Raw genomic sequence first — 19002 nt, 5'->3', positions numbered from 1 at the left:
CTCCATCACCACTAATGTAGCACCATTTTTTGTTTCTCATTAAGATAAGCATTAACAAAGTGCGTTGTCTCACTAAATGTATGAGCTACATTTCCTATTTTAATTGTCGTTCCATCCATTGCTTTATCGATTCTAATCTTCTGATCACGTGGAACAGCTATCTTTGTTACTGCGCCCATATCTGAGCCAACTTCGTTAATTTGTACTCCATGTCGTCCAAATACTTCGCCGCCTCTTATAATACCTCTAATTTTTAATTTTCCACCGGCATATATTTTAGAATGAACGCTGCCCTTCCCATGAATAGTAATATCTCCGCTGCAATAAAGTTGACTGTTAATTGCACTTGGTATAGTGATAAAAGCTTCCGGTTCAACTGGAGTCTGGCTCATTTCATATAGTTGGTGAATTTCTTTTGAGAGGTTCAGTATATACTCATGAGTAACATTCTCCCTATTTAGTGACAAGAAACATTGGTTTAATTGAGAAGACACATCAAGGAACCTTTTGTCTGCAATTTCTTCCTTATGCTTTGTAACCTTCTCATTAAACGTTTTGACAAGCCCAGGAAACCCTCTGAATTTCTTTTCGAGCAAAATAATAATAAGGGGTTTCAGTCCCCTGCGATTGAAATCTGTATTTTTAAATGCAGGTGATTGTGTTAATTGTTCAATCAGCTTTAAAATCATTTTTAGATTCATATTTATTTTCGCTAGATGATCTCCTAGTTCAGTAATGATCATATTGCTCTTTCCTGCTGACAGTTCTGAGGACATAATGTTTCCATACGATGTAATCGCACCTGCGGCAAGAATCTTTGATCGGTTAACCTCTTTACGAATCGTTATGTCTCCCGTAGCTTCTACCAACATCCCTTCTTCTACTTTACCAAGAACCTCAACATCTCCTCTAAACCGAATATTTCCTGATTCTAGGTCGACATTTGCTTTATGTGTCAATTTCGGCAAAACCGAGACTTTCACAAAAAGGCCTCTCTTTTCCACTTTAGGTCTTCCTGCTTGTAAGGAGATAATTTGATCGCCTACGCGTTCGACTCCCTTGTCTAATTGTAGTACTACTGGGAATGTCTGCTTTGCAGGCAAGGGATCATTTTGCACAGTCACTCCCGGAACTCCAGGGACTGGATCATAAACAACACCGATTACTTGACCCTCAGCTATTGCAGGAATGTCATTGATCTCTTTAAAGTCAATACTGCCATCTTCTTTTTCTTTTAAACCACTTTCAGTCTCTAGTTTAACTAAAACCTCTACCCAGCCGTTTTTCCCTGGCTTTGGCTCAAGTCCTGTTGCAATTTCAAACTCACCTTTTTCAACGGTCTCGATTGCTTTAATGATCTCATTATGATTAAACCCATATTTAACTCGTAGTTGGTCTAGCTCTTTAATAATATCTTCATAGGTCAAAGAATTGTCCACAATTTTTTCTTCTTCTATAACTAGTTTCAAGTGCTCACTCGGTCCCACATCAGTTAACGTTCTAGTAATTTTGTACCCTGGAAAAACGTTTAACATGACCTTCAAGTGATTCTTGTCCATGGATATATTCCATTTTGTTTTTATTTTTTCTTCGGCTAGTTCAATTTGTATATCATCTTCTTGTGTAATGATCAAGGAAGATGACGTCACACGTTCCTTATTTTTATAAACATTGATTCCTTTTGGCACTGTAATAACGGGATAATGGGTGCTAGAGGAGTTGCATTGCAAAAGGCCATTTTCCACCCATGCTTTACCCATTCCGTTATTATTAGTAGCAGGGACAGAGGTTTCATTAATAGGAGTCTCGCTTAATGTATCCTCTTTGATCGACCCGTCTTCATCGATATCTAACTGTGAAATCAACTTTTCCATCATTTCAAATTCGTCAATGATATTTTCACTTGTCACTTCACGAGCAGCAGCCTGCTCAATAAAGTCTTGATGGTTAATGCTGCTATTAGAAGAGTCATTAAATGTGTTCTCTCGTTTTGTTAATTTAACCACTGCCGTTTTCTTGCCGATCTTCAAAAACCCTTTTTTCTCATTCTGAATGACTTCTATATTTACATCATTAATTGTCGTATTTAAAATCGATAACCCAACTGAGATTGCCTCGTTAATATCGCGTCCTTTTGAAATAATGCTTTGAGCCATACGATCCCCACCTATACATTAATTACTGGAGAATTTAAACTTGTTATATCCGATTTTTCATAACTCACCTTTAAAACAACCATTGTGATGTCATCTTTTTGAGGGGCTCCCTCTGTAAAAGACTCAATAGAAGTGAGAACACCCTTTTCAATCTCTTCAATTTCATTTGTATATTGATCACGAAGAACTTCTTTCAGCCTGTCTAATTTAAATTGTTCACCTTCGTTATTTTGAGCTTCAATAATCCCATCTGTATAGAAGAATACTGAATCTTTATCCTTTAATCGTACTGACTTTTCTTCATACGATTGGTCCTTCAAGCCACCTACCATAATGCCAGATACTTTAGGAATTTCACTTACCTCCCCTGTTTCTCCGTTAATAAACAATGGCATATTATGTCCTGCATTTGCGTATGTTAACTCATTTGATTCAGGGTCCCAATCGGCGCAAAACAAAGTAACAAATGATTTAAGTGTTCTTAGATCAGTAAAAAGAGCTTGATTCATAGAAGATAACGTCTCTCCTGGACTTGATTTACTCTCCGCAGCTGTTCGAAAAGCCCCCCTTGTTAAAATCATCAGCATCGCTGCAGGAATGCCTTTTCCCATCACATCTCCGATAACAATGCGAATTTTCCCGTTAACAAGTGGATAAAAATCATAATAATCTCCGCCAATTAATCGTGCCGGAACAGAAGAACCTATCACTTCGCCTTTCTCAAACGTAGGGGTTGAGGCATTTAATAATTTGGATTGTATGTTTTTCGCTAAATTAATTTCTCTTTGAAGTGTTTTCTCTAAACTTTTTGTTTCTTCATTCATGGTTTTCCTTGAAAAACTCATTCCGTCATAATACATTACCCCACCCCCCTCTGGACTGACTCAAGCACTTGGTAAACTCCGACCATTTCAAAGATTTGATCAGTCATGTCATTTATCCCCACAAACTCAAGCTTAAATTGATGATCAGCCGATAGGAAGATGAGAGCCATCACCGTCCCTACACCTGTTGAATCAATAAAATGAACGTTATTAAAATCAACAATTAACTTCTCTATACTTTCATTTATCAAGGGCAAGTATTGATCAATCTCATTAGTAGTGGAGATATCTAAAACGCCTTTTAGATGAAGTGTCATTACATTTCCTATCTTTTCTTGTTGTATGGTTAAATTCATCTTTATCTCCCCCTCCTTCTCTGCCATGACTAATTGTATTTATAACCGTTCTTCATCTACTTTAAAGAAGCTGATTTTTTTATTTAGTTCTACAGATAATGCATCAATTCTCTTTGAAGCCTCATTCAATTCCTCTAACGTGTCATAAAACATAAATGTTAAATTCGTTACTTGATTTGAATGATCTTTTGAGAAAGCTTCTAATTCTTTTACTTTCGATTGCACCTGAACTAAAAATTCTTTTGCATGGATGTTATTACTGTCCGCTTGAGAAATCGAATCAATAGTAGAAATAAGTTCAGCTAACTGCTCTAACGTAATTGTTAAATCAAATAGAAGATCTTTTGACTCGGCTGTCATAGCAGCTGATGTGTCCCCCATGGATTTTACAGAAGAATAAACTTGCTTTGACAGCAAACTAGATACAACAACTAAAGAATGTGATTCATCTTTCAACTCGGTAATAAGACGGTTAAAGTGAGCTGTCATTTCATTCAATTGATCAGCTAACCAATCAAATTCATTCTTTTCATGGACATCTAAAGTGTGCGTTAAATTTCCTTCTGCTAATTTATGAATTTGCTCTACTATTTGATCGATGGGTCTTAACTGCCGCTTTGCAGCTAATCTTATAATGATAATTAAGATCATGGATGCGACTAAAAATGTACCGACAAACAACAACAAGAATTGATCTCTTACTTCTTTTAAGCGCTCTAAATTCATCGTTATCGTCATGACACGTCCATTATCAAGAGGCTGGTAAATTTTTTTGTATGAGATTTGATTATCGCTAAATTCTACACTTCTCATCTCAGATAATTCTTGAACTTCGGTGATCATCGCAGCATCCTCTTCAGTTTCAATTGTGTGATGACCATGCAGAACAGGCAGATCTCGTTGCGGCTCTACAATATCGACTTCTGCAGGATTAAGCCAAGGCCCGCTATTAATTACAGCTATCTCTTCTATATCAATATTCTCTTCAATAATCTTGTCTATCATTTGTGTTGGTCCTGACTGAAAGGTTTGGCGATAGATTTCTTCATCACTAATAAACGCATTAATCATAAAATCAGTCGTGCCATCAAAATAATAAGCAAATTTATAATAGATGTGTTCAAATCTTTCCGCCCGAGAAACAGGGCCTGCCCAAAATCTCTCCATCGCATGCCCTTCTTCTATTGTGACAGGCTCTAATTCCATTAATTGATTAAATGCAGTAAACCAATATCCCCAATTTTTTGAGCTCATATTTAGCTGCGTAGGGTCAGATGATTGTGTGATAATAATATCATCATCAGCTCTCTCCCAAAGTGAGATTTCTTCTACACCCCAGCTCTCGGCAAGTTCACGTAATTCATCCATTGTAATAGAATCAGCATCTCTTCCACGAAGATCACTAGCAATTCCTTTTGAAGATGTATATAGCCCTTGTTCAATCATTCTTTCAATTGTATTTGCCGATTCCTGCGTTCCATCCATTGCATGCATTACGATACTAGTAGCCGTATATACCTGCTCCTGCTGAAACTCTTCTACTTTTATCTTTATGAAATAATAACCTACTAGAAGAATGATTAATGCCAATACTCCTAAGAAAAGGCCGATTTTAACAAGCAATTGAAACATAATCGTATTCCTTTTCATTATCGTTCCTCCGTCTTCTCAAATATCTCGCTACATCGCTGGTATATAAAAGCTATAGATCAAAGGTTAGGATGATCGTTGAGCCGATTGGTGATGTGTAGAGCAATACTTGTTTTGTCATTTTAGTCATTAATGTAAAACCTTGACCTAGGGATTCTTTAGAAGAATAACCTGCAAATAAAGTCATGTTTGGAAGTTTATCAAGAGGAAAACCCGGCCCTTTATCTTCAATGACCGCATAGAGTTCTTCCTTTTCCATACATCTATATAACGTAACTCTTCCTTCCTCCGCATGCTTGATAATATTTGTAATCCCTTCTGAAATGACAAGCAGCCAGTTCATCATCTTCGTCTGATTTATGTCTTTTTGTTCTAGGATTTTCCTGATTTCTTGCCGGTTATATGGGATATCTGCACGCTTTTGGACCATTCCTTCATACAAGACATCGCTTTTTTCATACTTCTGAACTTCATCTTTTTCAATAAGCTTCAGCTTGCCTTGAGTTGCTGCATAGATAACATCGCGGTAAATAGCCCACTCCTTTGCTGTTGACTTAGTATCGTCGTGCACTTTCTTGCACTCGGTAGAGCTTTTTTCAAACAATGCCTCTTTATGTTTAAGGTAAACCATTCGTACTGCATTTTTCACATCTTCCGGAAATGATAATCGTTCGATTTCCTTCTCCACATCTTTTGAAGCGGATTCCCAATCTAATAAATGTTCACTGAGTAAAAAAATAGAATCTTCTTTTACCCTTTTCTTATTGTTTTGGCCTTTAGGACGTAAGAATGATAAAAATAATAATTCGTTGCCTTTTTTAGGCTCATAATGTAATTCAGCAGAGATTTCTCTTGCAAGAAATCCCCGCTTAAATTGATATTCCATTTCACGATAAGCTGCTTGTTTAGGAAGAGCAGGGATACCTGACCTAGATGCAACAGCACCGCCATTAAATAACTTTTTAAATAACTGTCTCACAGGAAGGCTCTCCTTAACCCATTTCATTAGGAAATTCGACCTTTTCAGAACAAAAAAATAGACCCCGAGACTATCTTTGGGTCTATTTACTCACGACTGTTCCTATTATTCTTTTTGGTGTAATTTCACTTAATCATTTTTTGAAATTGGCTGATCTTTAATTTTGATATATGTGCAACTTCAGGATACCCATCAAAACGAATCAAATAGGTTTTACCAGATGCTTCAACAGAAAGTACATTATTTAAATTCACAATATAAGACCGATGGGTTTGAAAAAATGATGGATCATTGAGACTGGAATCTATCGCTTCAAGCGAATCAAGCGTTTCGTATACACCTGATTTAGTATGAACGACCGTATCTTTTCCTCTCTTTTCAATAAAATAAATCGTATCAAACCTAATGTAGAAAGTAGTTCTTCCTTTTTTGACTATAAGCTTATCTGTAGTTGAAATAGACTTAGACTTCTCTCTTTCATTATTTATAAGATTGACTGCTTTTTTCAACCCTTTATACAACCGTTCTTGTTCGATTGGCTTCACGATATAATCAATTGCAGACAATGTAAAAGCCTCCACAGCAAAATCCTCATACCCTGTTATGAAAATAAATTTTAATTCGGGTCTAAGTTTTGTACAAAGTTTATTTGCTTCGATCCCATTAATTTTAGGCATCCCTATATCTGCTAATACTAAATCAACATCTTCCCCTGCATCACTTGTTATATACGTTAACAATTCTTCACCGTCTTTTAGTTCTGCAATAAGATTAATTTGCGGAAGATAACTAATGAATGCTGTTAAAATCTCTCTGGAATCTGGATTATCATCAACGAGTATTGTATTAATTTCTTTCATATGCATCCCTACTTTAAAGATTCTATCAGTTAAAGCACATTTAATTTATTGCTTAGATAGTGAAATCATGAAGCAGCTGCCTTTGCCAGATTCACTAGTAACTGTAATTTTTCCGCCCATCGCTTCAATCAATTGCTTTGCTAAAGCAAGACCGATCCCGCTTCCTTCCACTTCATCTTTTACTAAAGGAGACCGGAAGAAATGATCAAAAATTTGGGTTTGATCCTCAATAGATATACCTACTCCTGTATCTTCTATCTTAACAAATATATACTCATTATGCTCAAAAACATCAATAGAAATCTGGCCGCCATCTACATTATACTTTACTGCATTCGTTAGTAAATTCATTATGACTTGACGCAATCTTGTCGGATCTGCAAGCACATAGTATTGATTATCCAAGTTCATGTGCATGATTAATCGAAGCTCTTTTTCTTTTAATAATGGCGTCATGTTGCGCGCAGCTTGTTTAACAAATCCTGAAAGTTCAATTTCTTCCATATGAAAGTTAGAAGAATCTGCTGTATCTGTTCTTGTTAAGTCTAATATATCATTTCACTAGTGTTGCATAAAACCCTATAATTATAGTAAGAATATTCTGTCTATATTTCACTCTGGTAAATGAGCTAAAAAGACAATCCAAAGCGAGAGGTGGCACTGACCATTTGGTAAAAATATACATTTAATACTTAAGCAACATCGACTAGTACATGTTTACGGACTTCCTCTTTGCTCAATGAACCTGAACCATGTTCTTGCTGGTCTCCACATAGTTGCCTTGAGCCATCGGGTAATCCGTAATAATGTAGGTTTTCCTTTGGCTTCAAGTTGAACGAGTACATTGAGGCAATACGTAATTAACGCAAGGAAAATTTGATTGTGTACAGCTTGTTCGCTGTATCCAAAAAATGTTTTGATTTCGACGTGCTGCTTTAACCATTTGAAAAATAACTCTATTGCCCATCTTGAACGGTATAGATCGCCTATTTCTTCCGCTTTTAAGTCAAAGCGATTCGTGATTAAACGTATTGGATTCCCTTTGGAATCAACTGTTTCAAGGATTCGAAATACATTTTCAGTACGCTTTTGTGTTGTACCGATGTACGCTATTTTATCCGTTGTAATCGGACTTCCTTCAGGTAAAGAATAGGATTCAACCTCTCTTATGACGGCATTCTTTTTCAGTCTTGAGAGAAAAAAGATTCCTTCATCAAAGTAGCGATCAAACCGTTGATAGTCGATATATCCACGATCAAACACATACATGGCATCTTTGTCATCAACGAGAATCTCCAATTGATTCCGATCGTGTTCAACGGCATTTGTGATAACCGCTTTATCAGGATAGACCGTATCTTGATCGACAAAAACTAATCTAAGATGAAGTTTGACACCACCCTTGCTCTTCCGAAATGTAGCCCAGTTACAACGGGTGAGATTTAGCGGCAGGGTGCTTGAATCAATAATTTTTAAAGGAAATGGTGACTGATATTGGTTGGTTTTCATCTGAATCTGCCGAACTAATTCAAGAAAGACGATGGAAAACAGCGATGAATCTATAGCCCTGTTTTTACGAGAAAGCTGAGAAACACTGATTGATTTGATCCCCAGTTCTTTCTGTAAGTTTTCATCGGCTAGTTCTGCATTCAACGCATGAAGGCTTTCCACTTGTTTCAAGTGTGCATAGAGAAATAGTTTTGTAAAAGAGGACGTTGATAATTTCTTCTTATACTTATCTAGTCCATCTTTTTTTACTTGTTCATCAAAAAGTTTCATATTTATGGGTGCAACCCATTTACCAAATGAAGATAATCGTGTATTCTTGTCCATAGCGGATATCCTTTACGTTGGATTTGGGCAGGAACCACCTGTACTTCCATTGTAAAGGATTTTTTTGTGCGCTCATGAACTGAAATTTGAATATTGGGTGTATTTTGAATCTTGAAATAATATTAATGCAACACTAGTGATATCATTTATAAGATTTAAAAGGTGTATCCCGGAACTCTTAATTCGTTTTACTTTACTTACCTGAGCACCTGTAAGAGGAGGCTCTTTTTCTAACAGCAGAAGTTGAGCAAATCCTAATATACTGTTAAGCGGTGTTCTGAGCTCATGGGATATATTAGATAAGAAGTCTGTTTTTGCTTTTATTCCTTCTTCAGCATCAGCCACTGCTTGTCTTAAACTTTGTTCCATCTGCTTTTGATATGTTACATCTCTAAACTTCCAAAAATGAACATCAAGAGATTCATTATCTTTAATAGGTATATAATCTCTCTCAAGTACTCTTCCGTCTATCAACTTTATCTCTTCATTCAACACAATCTCTTCGTCCATAATCGTTTGCTCTACAGCAGCGCTATAATTTTTGAGGTCAGGGATCATCTGCCCGTATTGTAGAAGAATGTCGTCAGTCGCTTTTCTAACTAGATCTTTTTGAGAAATCGGAAGGCTGAACATTTTAATGAATAACTTGTTCGCATAAATAATTTTCCGCTCCTTATTAATTACGATGATTCCTGATGGGTCATTTTCAATTAAATTGGCTAGATAAGCATTCTTTTCTTTTAATTGGTTCTGCTCTTGTTTACTAACCGTAATATCTGAAAAAGTAATAACGGAACCGCTCAATCGCCCTTTATAAAATAAAGCTTCAGTATTGATCGACAGCCAGCTCAACTGCCTATTATATCGAATCCCCATGATGATATTATGCTGAGCTTTTTTTGTGTTTAATGTGACAAAGCACGGAAAATTTTCATTTGGAAACGGAGCGCCGTTTTCGTATATAAAATCACGATTTAGCTGATAAAGATTCATTGCGATTAGTTCAGCGTATGGAATATGTAATAATTCTGCAGCTTGTTCATTAGCTGTTATTACTTTCCCGTCCGTATCAATAACAATAACTCCTTCAGTCATTGTGGTTAAAATGGAACGATACAAAATTTCATTCTCTAGAAACTTTGCTTTAATCATTTCCCTGTCAGTAATGTTGATTGCTGAGCCAACAACTTCGAGAGTTTGACCATTTTCCATCACAGGCTTTAATGACATATAATAACGCAATCCGTTAAATTCACCTTCATAATGAACGGTTTTTCCACTCCATGCTTCATTATAAAATGTTGTTTTTTTCAAGGCTAAATCTTTCGGTAGAAATTCGTCCATTCTCTTTCCTACGACTTCTTCCTCTTTTAACCCTATACGGTCTACTAGTTCACCTCTATAGTAGGTATGAATAAACTGCCCATGTACTTTTTTAAACTTTACTATAAAACCCTCTATATTCTGAATCGTATTTTTCAACGTCATTTCACTTGATAATAGCTGTCTTTTCATTACCTCATGCTCAGTAACATCATTAGCGATAACGTTTATCCCAAGCAGCCTGTTACGATATTTGATCGGGATATGCGTCACGTTCACAAACAACTCTTTACCTGTTTTTGATCGTAACGTTGCCGTATAGTAAGCAGTCGACCCTTCTAAGGAGGTTTCCATAGCTTGTTTAATAGTGGAAAAATACGAACACTCAAATAAATCCAGATACCGTTGAGATTGTAATTCTTTTTCACTAAATCCTGTTACAAGAGAAAATACATGATTGCTTTTAGTAATTCGGCCTTCCTTATCTAATGTACAAACTAAGTTCGGATTGCTGTCAAACAAAGAATCTGCATGTAATTCACTCATCCGTTTGGCATGTATAACTGTGCGTCGATCCAAATAAGAAGTAATGATGACTAGGATAAAAATGAATAACACACTAATTGTAATTCCATAAACAATTAAAGAATTATTGCTTGGAGTATGGGGAGTTGTGGTCACATGGCCATGGAAATGGTACATGCCAATGTAGTGAACCGCTAAATAACTAGCTGCAAGAAGAATACTGGAGACCACTTTATGACTTAGAGTTACATTTGTTCCCTCTATCGACGTTCTGAATATTCGAAAACCAATAAAAGCCAAAATACTCCCTGAAATAAGACCAACAAGGACTTGGGTGATATTAAACACATCAGCTGCTTCTCCGCCATGCATACTCATCAAACCTGCATAATGCAGGATTGAGACACCCACACCAAAACTTAGACTGCCGAATACAGCATGCAGATAGGAGGTGGATTTCATAATAATTAATAATGTAAGACTAGAAAAAAGAATCGAAAATACGATAGAAAGTATGATCGGTGATATAGCATGTTGAGTATGGTGATGACTGTTATATCCGAGCATACTGATAAAATGCATGCTCCAAACACCCACTCCTAATGTCACGGCCGCTACTACCGCCCAAAACTCACGTGTGAAATATTGTTTCTTTGTATATACCTTTTCTAATAAATCGATAGAGGTATAGGCTGCTACAAGGGCTATAAAAATCGATAGAATAATAGACAGCCCGTATAAATGTGTATACATAAAAGAGACCTCTGTCATCTCTGCACCTGCTTTAATATAGTTTATATAGTATTTTGTATAAGAAATAACTATTTTCTCTTATTATCTTACAAGATTCGCTATCTTACAACATGGTTAATGAAGAGCTTCAGTAAAAGTTAAACAAGCCTGAAAATGAATGATAATTCACCTCCAGGCGGTTTCTTTCTTAATTACTTCTAGATCTAATAGTTTTTATCCTCATCGTCATTTAGCAGGATTTAAAGTTTGATTTAATTGACTTTAAACTGCTGTAGCTCTCCTGATAGATCCTGCGCCAGATTATTCAATAATGAGACAGATGACGAAATTTCCTCCATTGATGCATTTTGCTCTTCTGCAGAAGCACTGATCGTTTGAATGCTGCTCGAGGCTTGTTCAGCGATCACTGCAACATCTTCTATTTTCCCTGTCATATTAATCGATTGTTGATTCACTTGATCGATAATTACATTCATTTCGTTCGTTTGTTCTTTCATCAGCTGTATATCTTTCAAAATACCTGTGAAACCATTGCCAGTAAGATTTACTTTGTCTATTCCCTTCTTTACAACTTCTTTACCTTCTTCCATAAGCTTTACTGCCTGATGAGTTTCCGTTTGAATATCTTGAATGATTTTTTTGATATTTTCCCCCGCTCCCGTAGACTGTTCGGCTAATTTTCGAACTTCTTGAGCGACAATAGCAAAGCCTCTTCCATGCTCACCTGCTCTTGCAGCTTCAATCGTAGCGTTTAAGGCCAGCAAGTTTGTTTGGTCTGCAATACCAGTGATTAATCCTACAATTTCACCAATTGTTTTAGACTTTTCTTCTAATGTGCTTATCACTTTTGAGGTACTGCCTACTGTATGATGGATCTCATTCATTTGATTAATCGTATCGACTACCAATTTGTTCCCTTCAATCGCCTTTTCATTTGTTGATACAGCAAACTTTGATACTTTATCAATAGTAAGAGACGACTCTCTCATTTGGGCAGAGACTCCTCTTGCTGTATCTACTAACTCGTTTGCGCGCTTTACTTGTTCCTCAGCTCCGGTGTTCACATCTTGAATAGCATAGGTGATCTGTTCAATTGCTTTACTATTCTCTTCAGCTACAGAATTTAATTGGTTAGATGATCCCGTCACTTCTCCAACTGTTTGATTTGTTTTTAGAATAAGGTGGCGCAAATCTTTCATCATCTCATCAAAAGCCATAGATAATTGACCAATTTCATCCTTTGATGCATTCTGAATAGTTACGGATAGATCTCCTTTAGATGCTTGCCTGATCGCGCTCTGTAAACGATTTAAAGGTCTGATTAGAATGAAGCGAACAAAAATGAGGATAATAGTAGTGGTTACTATGAGGGTGACTAATGTATTAACATAAACAGCAAAGTTTCTTGCAACATATTGATCAATTAATGAAAATAGATAAGCTGAGATCGGAGAACTAATTAATAAACTTACAATAATTGCACCGATTAATTTAGGACCGATTCCACTGATATTAAAGGTTTTCATCAACATCTCTCCTCTGATAGCTAGGCCATCTTATTCAATTTTTATCGAATAAATATCTGCGATTATTAGTTAGTCTATTCAAGATGCAAATGAAAGTTCACTGCATTTCTTAGATGTAAACTCCTGTAATGTGGACTTTATGTACTTGGAAAGTTGAATCTTAAGTTGGACCCCAAGCCTCCTCCCCTAAAATAAATTAAGACTTAATACCCACCCAATACCTCCTACAACATATATTTAAACCAATTTAAGAGATTAAACGACAAAAAAGCACCGATGTCTTACACCGATGCTGCGTTTTTCATTATATTTTGACAACCTGCATATCAAAGTAGGCTTCGATAATCATTTTAATCGTTTCTTCTGACATCATTAAATGTTTAATGTTCGTTTGTTTGATTAACCTTTGGGTATTAGCATCTTCAAATGTAATTGCACCTGATAGATATACATTGAACACATCCACCATTCCGTTCAATCTCATTTCTGCCAGACTTAATTCATAGCTAATGGTATCTTCCACAACCGACAACCGCTCAAATTCTAGAGCCTCTTTTAATACGTTTAAGAGATCCATATTATTTGGCGGATTAGGATTTGTAATATGGTAAACCTTATTAGGCTCCGCTTTTGCTAAACCGACTGCTAATACGTCAGCAACATAATCAACAGGAACTAGATTTGATGTACCTTCTTTATTTGCCACCAAACGGTAGACTTCAGAAGAAGTATTCTGTCTGCTCACTCGACGTTTAAATAAATCAAGGGCACGCATAAACCCATAAAGAGTAAATTCAGAGTCTGCTTCTCCTGTTTTTGAATCACCGACTATAATAGATGGCCTGAAAATTGAGATTTTCATTTTATCGGAATAAGCAAAAACAAGATGTTCAGATTTGACTTTACTTTCTTCATAAGGGTTGTTGTATTCAGCCGATGGATCATACAGCTCCTCTACTCCAAGGCTGCGTTTTCCAACAGTATAGGCTGTACTTACATAATGGAACGATTCTACTCCTAATTTCACCGCAAGATCAAGTGCATGTTTTGTTCCGTTATAATTAATCGCAAATAATTCATCACGTAAATCTAAATCAAATTTAACTAGAGCTGCTAAATGATAAAATGCATCTATATTGTTGTTTAGTTGTTTAAGGTTTTCTTTAGATAATCCACAATCAACATCCGTAATATCACCCTTTAAAAGATGAATACGTTCTTGTTCTTCAGCTGTAAATGCTGATTTAACCTTCATTCCTTTTTCCATATTACGAACAAGCACATACAACTGATGAGAGGTGTCCTCTATTAAATTCTTGATGAGCTTACCGCCAAGAAACCCTGTAGAACCTGTTAGAAAGATATTCATATTCTTCCTCCAATTAACCCATCATTAGGAAATTTTTTTTACAGCCTCGAACTGCCCCTTCAAAAAGTTTACAGAAACTTCATTGAACTTGCGATACTTCTCGATATTGCATAGGTGCCCGCATTTCTCAAAAACAATCAAGCTTGCCTTTTTATCAGACTTAATATCTTCTTTTAATGTATCAATAAAAAAGTGATCTTCACTGCCTGATATATACAGCTTACTGATCTCAGGAGCATGCTTTTGAACAAAAGTATAAGTGGTTTCGATAGATTGTACTGCATCGTACCAGCCCATAAAATTTTTCCGCTTCATCTTAACCGCTTCACGGATAAAACTATCGCGTGATTTCTTATGATTCGCCTTAGGCATCATAATTTGAGCAAATAATTTATAGATCCATAAGTGGGGAGTAAATGGCTTAATGAGTTTTCCAAATGTTAACAGCGCTTTAGACGTTAAATTAAATCTTGTAACAGTCCCTGCCATGACAACACTTTTTACTCGTTCTGGTGCATCTTGAAGAATTTGATGAATGATAATGGTTCCTAAAGATACGCCCACAAAATGCGCATGTTTCAATTTCAAAAAATCTAGTGTTTTCACCACTTCTCTAGCGGCTAATTTCCAAGAGAAATCTTCTGTATATGAATCTACATCTGGCGAGTTTCCATGACCAGGCAATTCAATCGTAATCACATTAAAGTGTTCTTTATATGCTTTTAGCTGCAATTTAAAGATCTTTGAATTTCCACCAAAACCGTGAATCAAAACGACATCTTCTAAACTGCTTGCATGTTTATGAATCGTATATTCTAACAATCTTTTCACACCTGCTTCCTCACACGTCTCCCCATTATAAAGGCTTGAAGCTTCTCTGTCACGTCACCTCTTGTCGAAACTTGATATAAACAGTTGCAAGAAGGTCGTTATGAGGCAAACGAGTGACATTTACGAACATTGTGTGAAAGATTTTATCGGTATTAAAGTCTTTTAATGCATATTTTTAAAGTGATGAGAAATAGATTTGTAAAAGGTTAGTAATCGTTGAAAAAGATTAGCTTTAATCAAATATATATAGTAATCTATATCTTAAACTAACTATACAGGGTATATTGAACTAAGAATATATACTCAAACCAAACATAAATGAGAGAAGGATTTCAGTGCAAACGTTACCGAATCAAGTCAAAAAATTATTAGATATTGAAAATGCCTTAAACCAGACGGCTATCGTTGCTATTACTGATACAAATGGCGTCATAACCTTTGTTAACGACAAGTTTTGCGAGATCTCTAAATATACGTCTGATGAATTGATCGGCAGGACACATCGAATCATCAATTCAGGCTACCATGATGAATCTTTTTTTAAAAGGATGTGGGAGACCATTAAGAAGGGTGAGACATGGAAAGGAGAAATCAAGAATAAAGCAAAAGATGGAAGCCATTATTGGGTAGATACGGCCATTGTACCTTTTATGAATTTAGAAGGGGAACCGTATCAGTATGTTGCAATCCGATATAATATTACGGAGAGAAAAGCGTTAGAAGAAAAACAATTACAACGAATGATTGAAGATCCCGTGACCGGACTATCAAACTTCAGCCACTTTGAAAGTAAAGTTCAGCAAATGATTTTAATGGAAGCAGAATTCCATTTACTTTATATTAATATTGACCATTTCAAAGGAATCAATGAAAGTTTGGGAGTATATCAAGCAAATCAAATTTTAAAGTTAGTTGGAGATCGAATTAAAGGCGCATTAAATGAGATAGAAGCCGTAATAAGCAGGGTTCATGGCGATGAATTTGCCATTGTTCTTCCTTCAGCTGCTCCTATTAACCAAATAGTAGATACTTTACATACATATTTTAAAGAACCGATTGTACACTTGCACCATTCCTATTATATGACATTGAGTATCGGTCTTACTGCCTTCCCAGCGCTGTCAAGCAATTTTCAAGAATTAATGCAAAGCGCGTTTTATGCAGTAAACCAAGCGAAAAGCACTGGAAAAAATACATGTGTATCCTTCCATCAAGATATGAATGTTAATATTAATCGCAAATTAGAAATGAAAAACTGTATGCATCAATCCATCTTAAACAAAGCGGAAATGAACAAAATGGATATGAACAAAACGGACTTAACCAAAGCGGATATTAAAACGGATCAGCCAAAAGACTTCATCATGCATTATCAGCCTCAGGTAAATAGGAAAGGTGAAATTATCAGCTTTGAAGCTCTTGTCCGCTGGCATTCACCGGTTTTCGGTGCTGTTTCACCAGCAGAATTCATTCCATTAGCAGAAGAAACAGGATTAATTGTCCCTCTTGGATATGTTCTATTCGAGGAAGTGTTAAAGGATCTCTCAATATTAAAAAAGGCTTACGGTGATACGATTCAAGTCGGATTTAATTTATCTCTGAAACAATTTTTTTACCCCCCCTTGCTAAAAAGATTAAAGGAACTATGTAATCAATATGGAGTACGCAGTCAAAATATAAAAATCGAAATTACAGAGAGTATCTCGGCTAAATCTCCAAAAGAAGTAATACATTTAATGAAGCAATTCAGAGATTTTGGCATGGAAATTGAATTAGATGATTTTGGTACTGGTTATTCTAGTATGCAGCATCTGAAAAACTTCCCAATCACATGTTTAAAAATTGATCAAAGCTTTGTTCGAGACATTACCCATTGCAGCAAAACACAAGCCCTCGTTAACAGTATGCTTTATCTGGCTCAAGAGCTTGAGCTTGATGTCATTGCTGAAGGAATTGAGACTCTTGCGCAGTATGAATACCTTCTTCAGAAAGGCTGCAGCTGCTTTCAAGGATATTATTTTGGAAAACCTCAAGCTATTCAAGCTTATAATAACTAAATATAGCAAAAAAGAGGAGCTCCTTTAAAAGGGAAGCTCCTCTTTTTGTCTCTCCTAGCATTAATGATTGCTATGCTCCAATTCAGATAACTCTTCTTCTGTGACCCATTTATGGTTAACCACTTCTTCTCCACTATCTGTTAGGGTAAAGTCCACCATGTACACGGTTGTCTGTTGGGCTGAATCAATGACTGCTTCAGCACCTTCCATCCCAGCCATGTGATCTGCATTAAGAGTGACTTCATCACCCGGTTCAAAAGGGTCCTGATCAGCCTCTTCTAATTCTTCATGAATCACCCATTTATGGTTCTCTTCTCTCGGGCCGCCGTCTGTTGGATCATAAGACACCGCATAAACCATTGTATCGTATGCACCAACAATCGTTGCCTCGGCACCTTCCATCCCAGCCATGTGGCCGTCAGTGATCATCGCATGGCTGCCTACCTCATACGTTGGGTTATCTGCTTCTTCTAAGCCTTCCGGAACCTCACCAGAGCTTGAGTGATCCATGTGAGCATGTTCATCTTCGTCCACATCACCATGCTCGTCCATTTCAGAATGCTCTTCTCCCTCAGTTTCCGTTTGTTCCTCGTTTTCCATGACTTCATCCGGGTTAACCTCTTCGTTTCCACAAGCAGAAATAACAAATGCTGAAAAAAGAGCGGCCATTCCTATCGCTAATTTCTTCATTTCTTTACCCCTTCCTTTTAAAGAATCAGATTTTTCTATTATATACTACATTTCTTAATAGTACTTTATTTTCCACTAATTCCTTTAGTAAAAACTAGTTCTTTTTCATTTTCTCTCCTTTAACTGCATCAGGCACAACTAATTGCCTTCCAATCACATATTGACTTATCTTTATTGGAGATAACAGTTTGGCCAACAAAATTGATGCGCCTACAGAAAGTATAAAGACCGCCATAAAATATAAGAGAGGATGTAGAAATTCTACTGGTCCCATATAAAACAAAAAGAATTTATGCAATAAATAAATATTAAAAGAATATTTACTTATCAACCTAATAAAGGGTGGGACATAATCAAATCTCATCGTTAATAAAATAATCGCAAATATCATACTTACTGTGTAGAGAAGCATATCTATTCTTTTTGATGAGACGACAGATAAAATGTCCGAAGTGACTAAGAAGACTAGGAGTAAGATTGATACGGATGGCATAACCAGTACTTTCCATTTATGTCTAATGAGTAAAGCTTTCAGCGCTTCATAATTCTTCCCGCAATAATACCCAAGAACGAAATAAAAGATCCATCCGAAAAATGGTACCCAGTATCCACGCAGCCAAATGTATTCAGCAACAGGAGAGCTTCCTGGTTCTGTAAAATTAAAAAAACCTAAATAAATCAAATTAATGATTAAAGCAATCGGTAGGACGACTTTGGGAGACCATTTTCTCAGGTAGCCTTGCAATAGAACATGGAGTATATAAAACTGAAAAATGATTAAAATGAAATAGCCGTAATATCCACCAAGAAAAATATGTTTAAATGATTGCAATACCGCCTCTTCCCATGAATGAGAGATAACCAAAGCGAACAATATACCAATAGAGATAAACGGAATCAGTAAAAACATCACCCGTTTCTTAAAAAAATCCTCAGGAACATGATTAGGATAGGCCTTAGCTAGTAACAACTCTGATATAAACACAAACGCAGGTGTCCCAAAAAAGGCCATAAAGCGGATTAATATAAGGATATGTTCACTTAATTCAGAGGCCGTATGTTCATAATTTGCAAGAGTGGTGTTCACCGCATGAGTGACCGCAACGGCTAAACAAGAAATCGCACGAAGCCAAAATGCCTCATTTATGTATTGTTTACTCACTCATACACACCCTTTCTCATCGGTTACCTGCCTTTCTATTTTTATTCTTACCTGAAAGTTCCTTTGTTATAAGCAAGCCTGACTATATGGCTTCTACCCTTCATACAA

General features: G+C 36.3%; 15 protein-coding genes. 1 reads left to right on the top strand and 14 read right to left on the bottom strand.

The features are described 5' to 3' along the window. Nucleotides 1–11: 11 nt before the first annotated feature. The 12 genes from BPOF4_RS05195 to BPOF4_RS05140 form a co-directional block, all read right to left on the bottom strand. Nucleotides 12–2156 (bottom strand): flagellar assembly protein A, encoded by a 2145-nt coding sequence (locus BPOF4_RS05195; protein WP_012958028.1) that lies wholly within the window; start codon nucleotides 2154–2156, stop codon nucleotides 12–14. Between the two features lie 11 nt (nucleotides 2157–2167). After that, nucleotides 2168–3016 carry a PP2C family protein-serine/threonine phosphatase gene (locus BPOF4_RS05190; protein ID WP_012958027.1) on the bottom strand — a complete coding sequence of 283 codons (849 nt, stop codon included), beginning with the start codon at nucleotides 3014–3016 and terminating at the stop codon, nucleotides 2168–2170. Continuing rightward, on the bottom strand, nucleotides 3016–3336 hold the full coding sequence (locus BPOF4_RS05185) for an STAS domain-containing protein (protein WP_012958026.1): 321 nt from the start codon (nucleotides 3334–3336) through the stop codon (nucleotides 3016–3018). Before BPOF4_RS05185 ends, BPOF4_RS05190 begins: the two co-directional genes overlap by 1 nt. A 39-nt stretch (nucleotides 3337–3375) precedes the next feature. Beyond that, nucleotides 3376–4986, bottom strand: a complete 1611-nt coding sequence (locus BPOF4_RS05180) for a HAMP domain-containing protein (protein WP_012958025.1) — start codon at nucleotides 4984–4986, stop codon at nucleotides 3376–3378. 52 nt (nucleotides 4987–5038) lie between these two features. Continuing rightward, the gene (locus BPOF4_RS05175) at nucleotides 5039–5965 is read right to left on the bottom strand and encodes an ATP-binding protein (protein WP_012958024.1); all 927 of its coding nucleotides are present in this window, start codon (nucleotides 5963–5965) and stop codon (nucleotides 5039–5041) included. Nucleotides 5966–6090: 125 nt separating this feature from the next. Then, nucleotides 6091–6825 (bottom strand): LytR/AlgR family response regulator transcription factor, encoded by a 735-nt coding sequence (locus BPOF4_RS05170; protein ID WP_012958023.1) that lies wholly within the window; start codon nucleotides 6823–6825, stop codon nucleotides 6091–6093. A 45-nt stretch (nucleotides 6826–6870) separates the two neighbouring features. Beyond that, entirely contained in the window at nucleotides 6871–7329 is a 459-nt protein-coding gene (locus BPOF4_RS05165; protein WP_012958022.1) for a sensor histidine kinase, read from the bottom strand. Between the two features lie 213 nt (nucleotides 7330–7542). Next, a complete protein-coding gene (locus BPOF4_RS05160; RefSeq protein ID WP_012957436.1) occupies nucleotides 7543–8658 on the bottom strand; it encodes an IS4 family transposase in 1116 nt (371 codons plus the stop codon). Between the two features lie 72 nt (nucleotides 8659–8730). Beyond that, nucleotides 8731–11277, bottom strand: coding sequence for a PAS domain S-box protein (locus BPOF4_RS05155; protein WP_012958021.1), 2547 nt, complete (start codon nucleotides 11275–11277; stop codon nucleotides 8731–8733). A 233-nt stretch (nucleotides 11278–11510) separates the two neighbouring features. Further along, nucleotides 11511–12785, bottom strand: coding sequence for a methyl-accepting chemotaxis protein (locus tag BPOF4_RS05150; protein ID WP_012958020.1), 1275 nt, complete (start codon nucleotides 12783–12785; stop codon nucleotides 11511–11513). Nucleotides 12786–13089: 304 nt separating this feature from the next. Beyond that, nucleotides 13090–14154, bottom strand: a complete 1065-nt coding sequence (locus BPOF4_RS05145; protein WP_012958019.1) for an SDR family oxidoreductase — start codon at nucleotides 14152–14154, stop codon at nucleotides 13090–13092. Nucleotides 14155–14178: 24 nt separating this feature from the next. Next, nucleotides 14179–14985 (bottom strand): alpha/beta fold hydrolase, encoded by an 807-nt coding sequence (locus tag BPOF4_RS05140; RefSeq protein ID WP_012958018.1) that lies wholly within the window; start codon nucleotides 14983–14985, stop codon nucleotides 14179–14181. A 335-nt stretch (nucleotides 14986–15320) separates the two neighbouring features. Between BPOF4_RS05140 and BPOF4_RS05135 the strand changes: the two genes are divergently transcribed. Continuing rightward, nucleotides 15321–17042, top strand: a complete 1722-nt coding sequence (locus BPOF4_RS05135; protein WP_012958017.1) for a sensor domain-containing protein — start codon at nucleotides 15321–15323, stop codon at nucleotides 17040–17042. Between the two features lie 60 nt (nucleotides 17043–17102). Here the strand turns inward: BPOF4_RS05135 and BPOF4_RS05130 are convergent, their stop codons facing one another. Further along, nucleotides 17103–17732 carry a YdhK family protein gene (locus tag BPOF4_RS05130; protein ID WP_012958016.1) on the bottom strand — a complete coding sequence of 210 codons (630 nt, stop codon included), beginning with the start codon at nucleotides 17730–17732 and terminating at the stop codon, nucleotides 17103–17105. Between the two features lie 94 nt (nucleotides 17733–17826). Then, entirely contained in the window at nucleotides 17827–18894 is a 1068-nt protein-coding gene (locus tag BPOF4_RS05125; RefSeq protein WP_012958015.1) for an acyltransferase family protein, read from the bottom strand. Between the last annotated feature and the right edge of the window lie 108 nt (nucleotides 18895–19002).

Origin of the sequence: Alkalihalophilus pseudofirmus OF4, from assembly GCF_000005825.2 — a bacterium.
In the GTDB taxonomy this organism is placed as follows: Bacteria; Bacillota; Bacilli; order Bacillales; family Bacillaceae_D; genus Alkalihalophilus; species Alkalihalophilus pseudofirmus.
The sequence above is the reverse complement of the archived record's forward strand: the minus strand, read 5'-3'. Positions and strand labels throughout refer to the sequence as shown.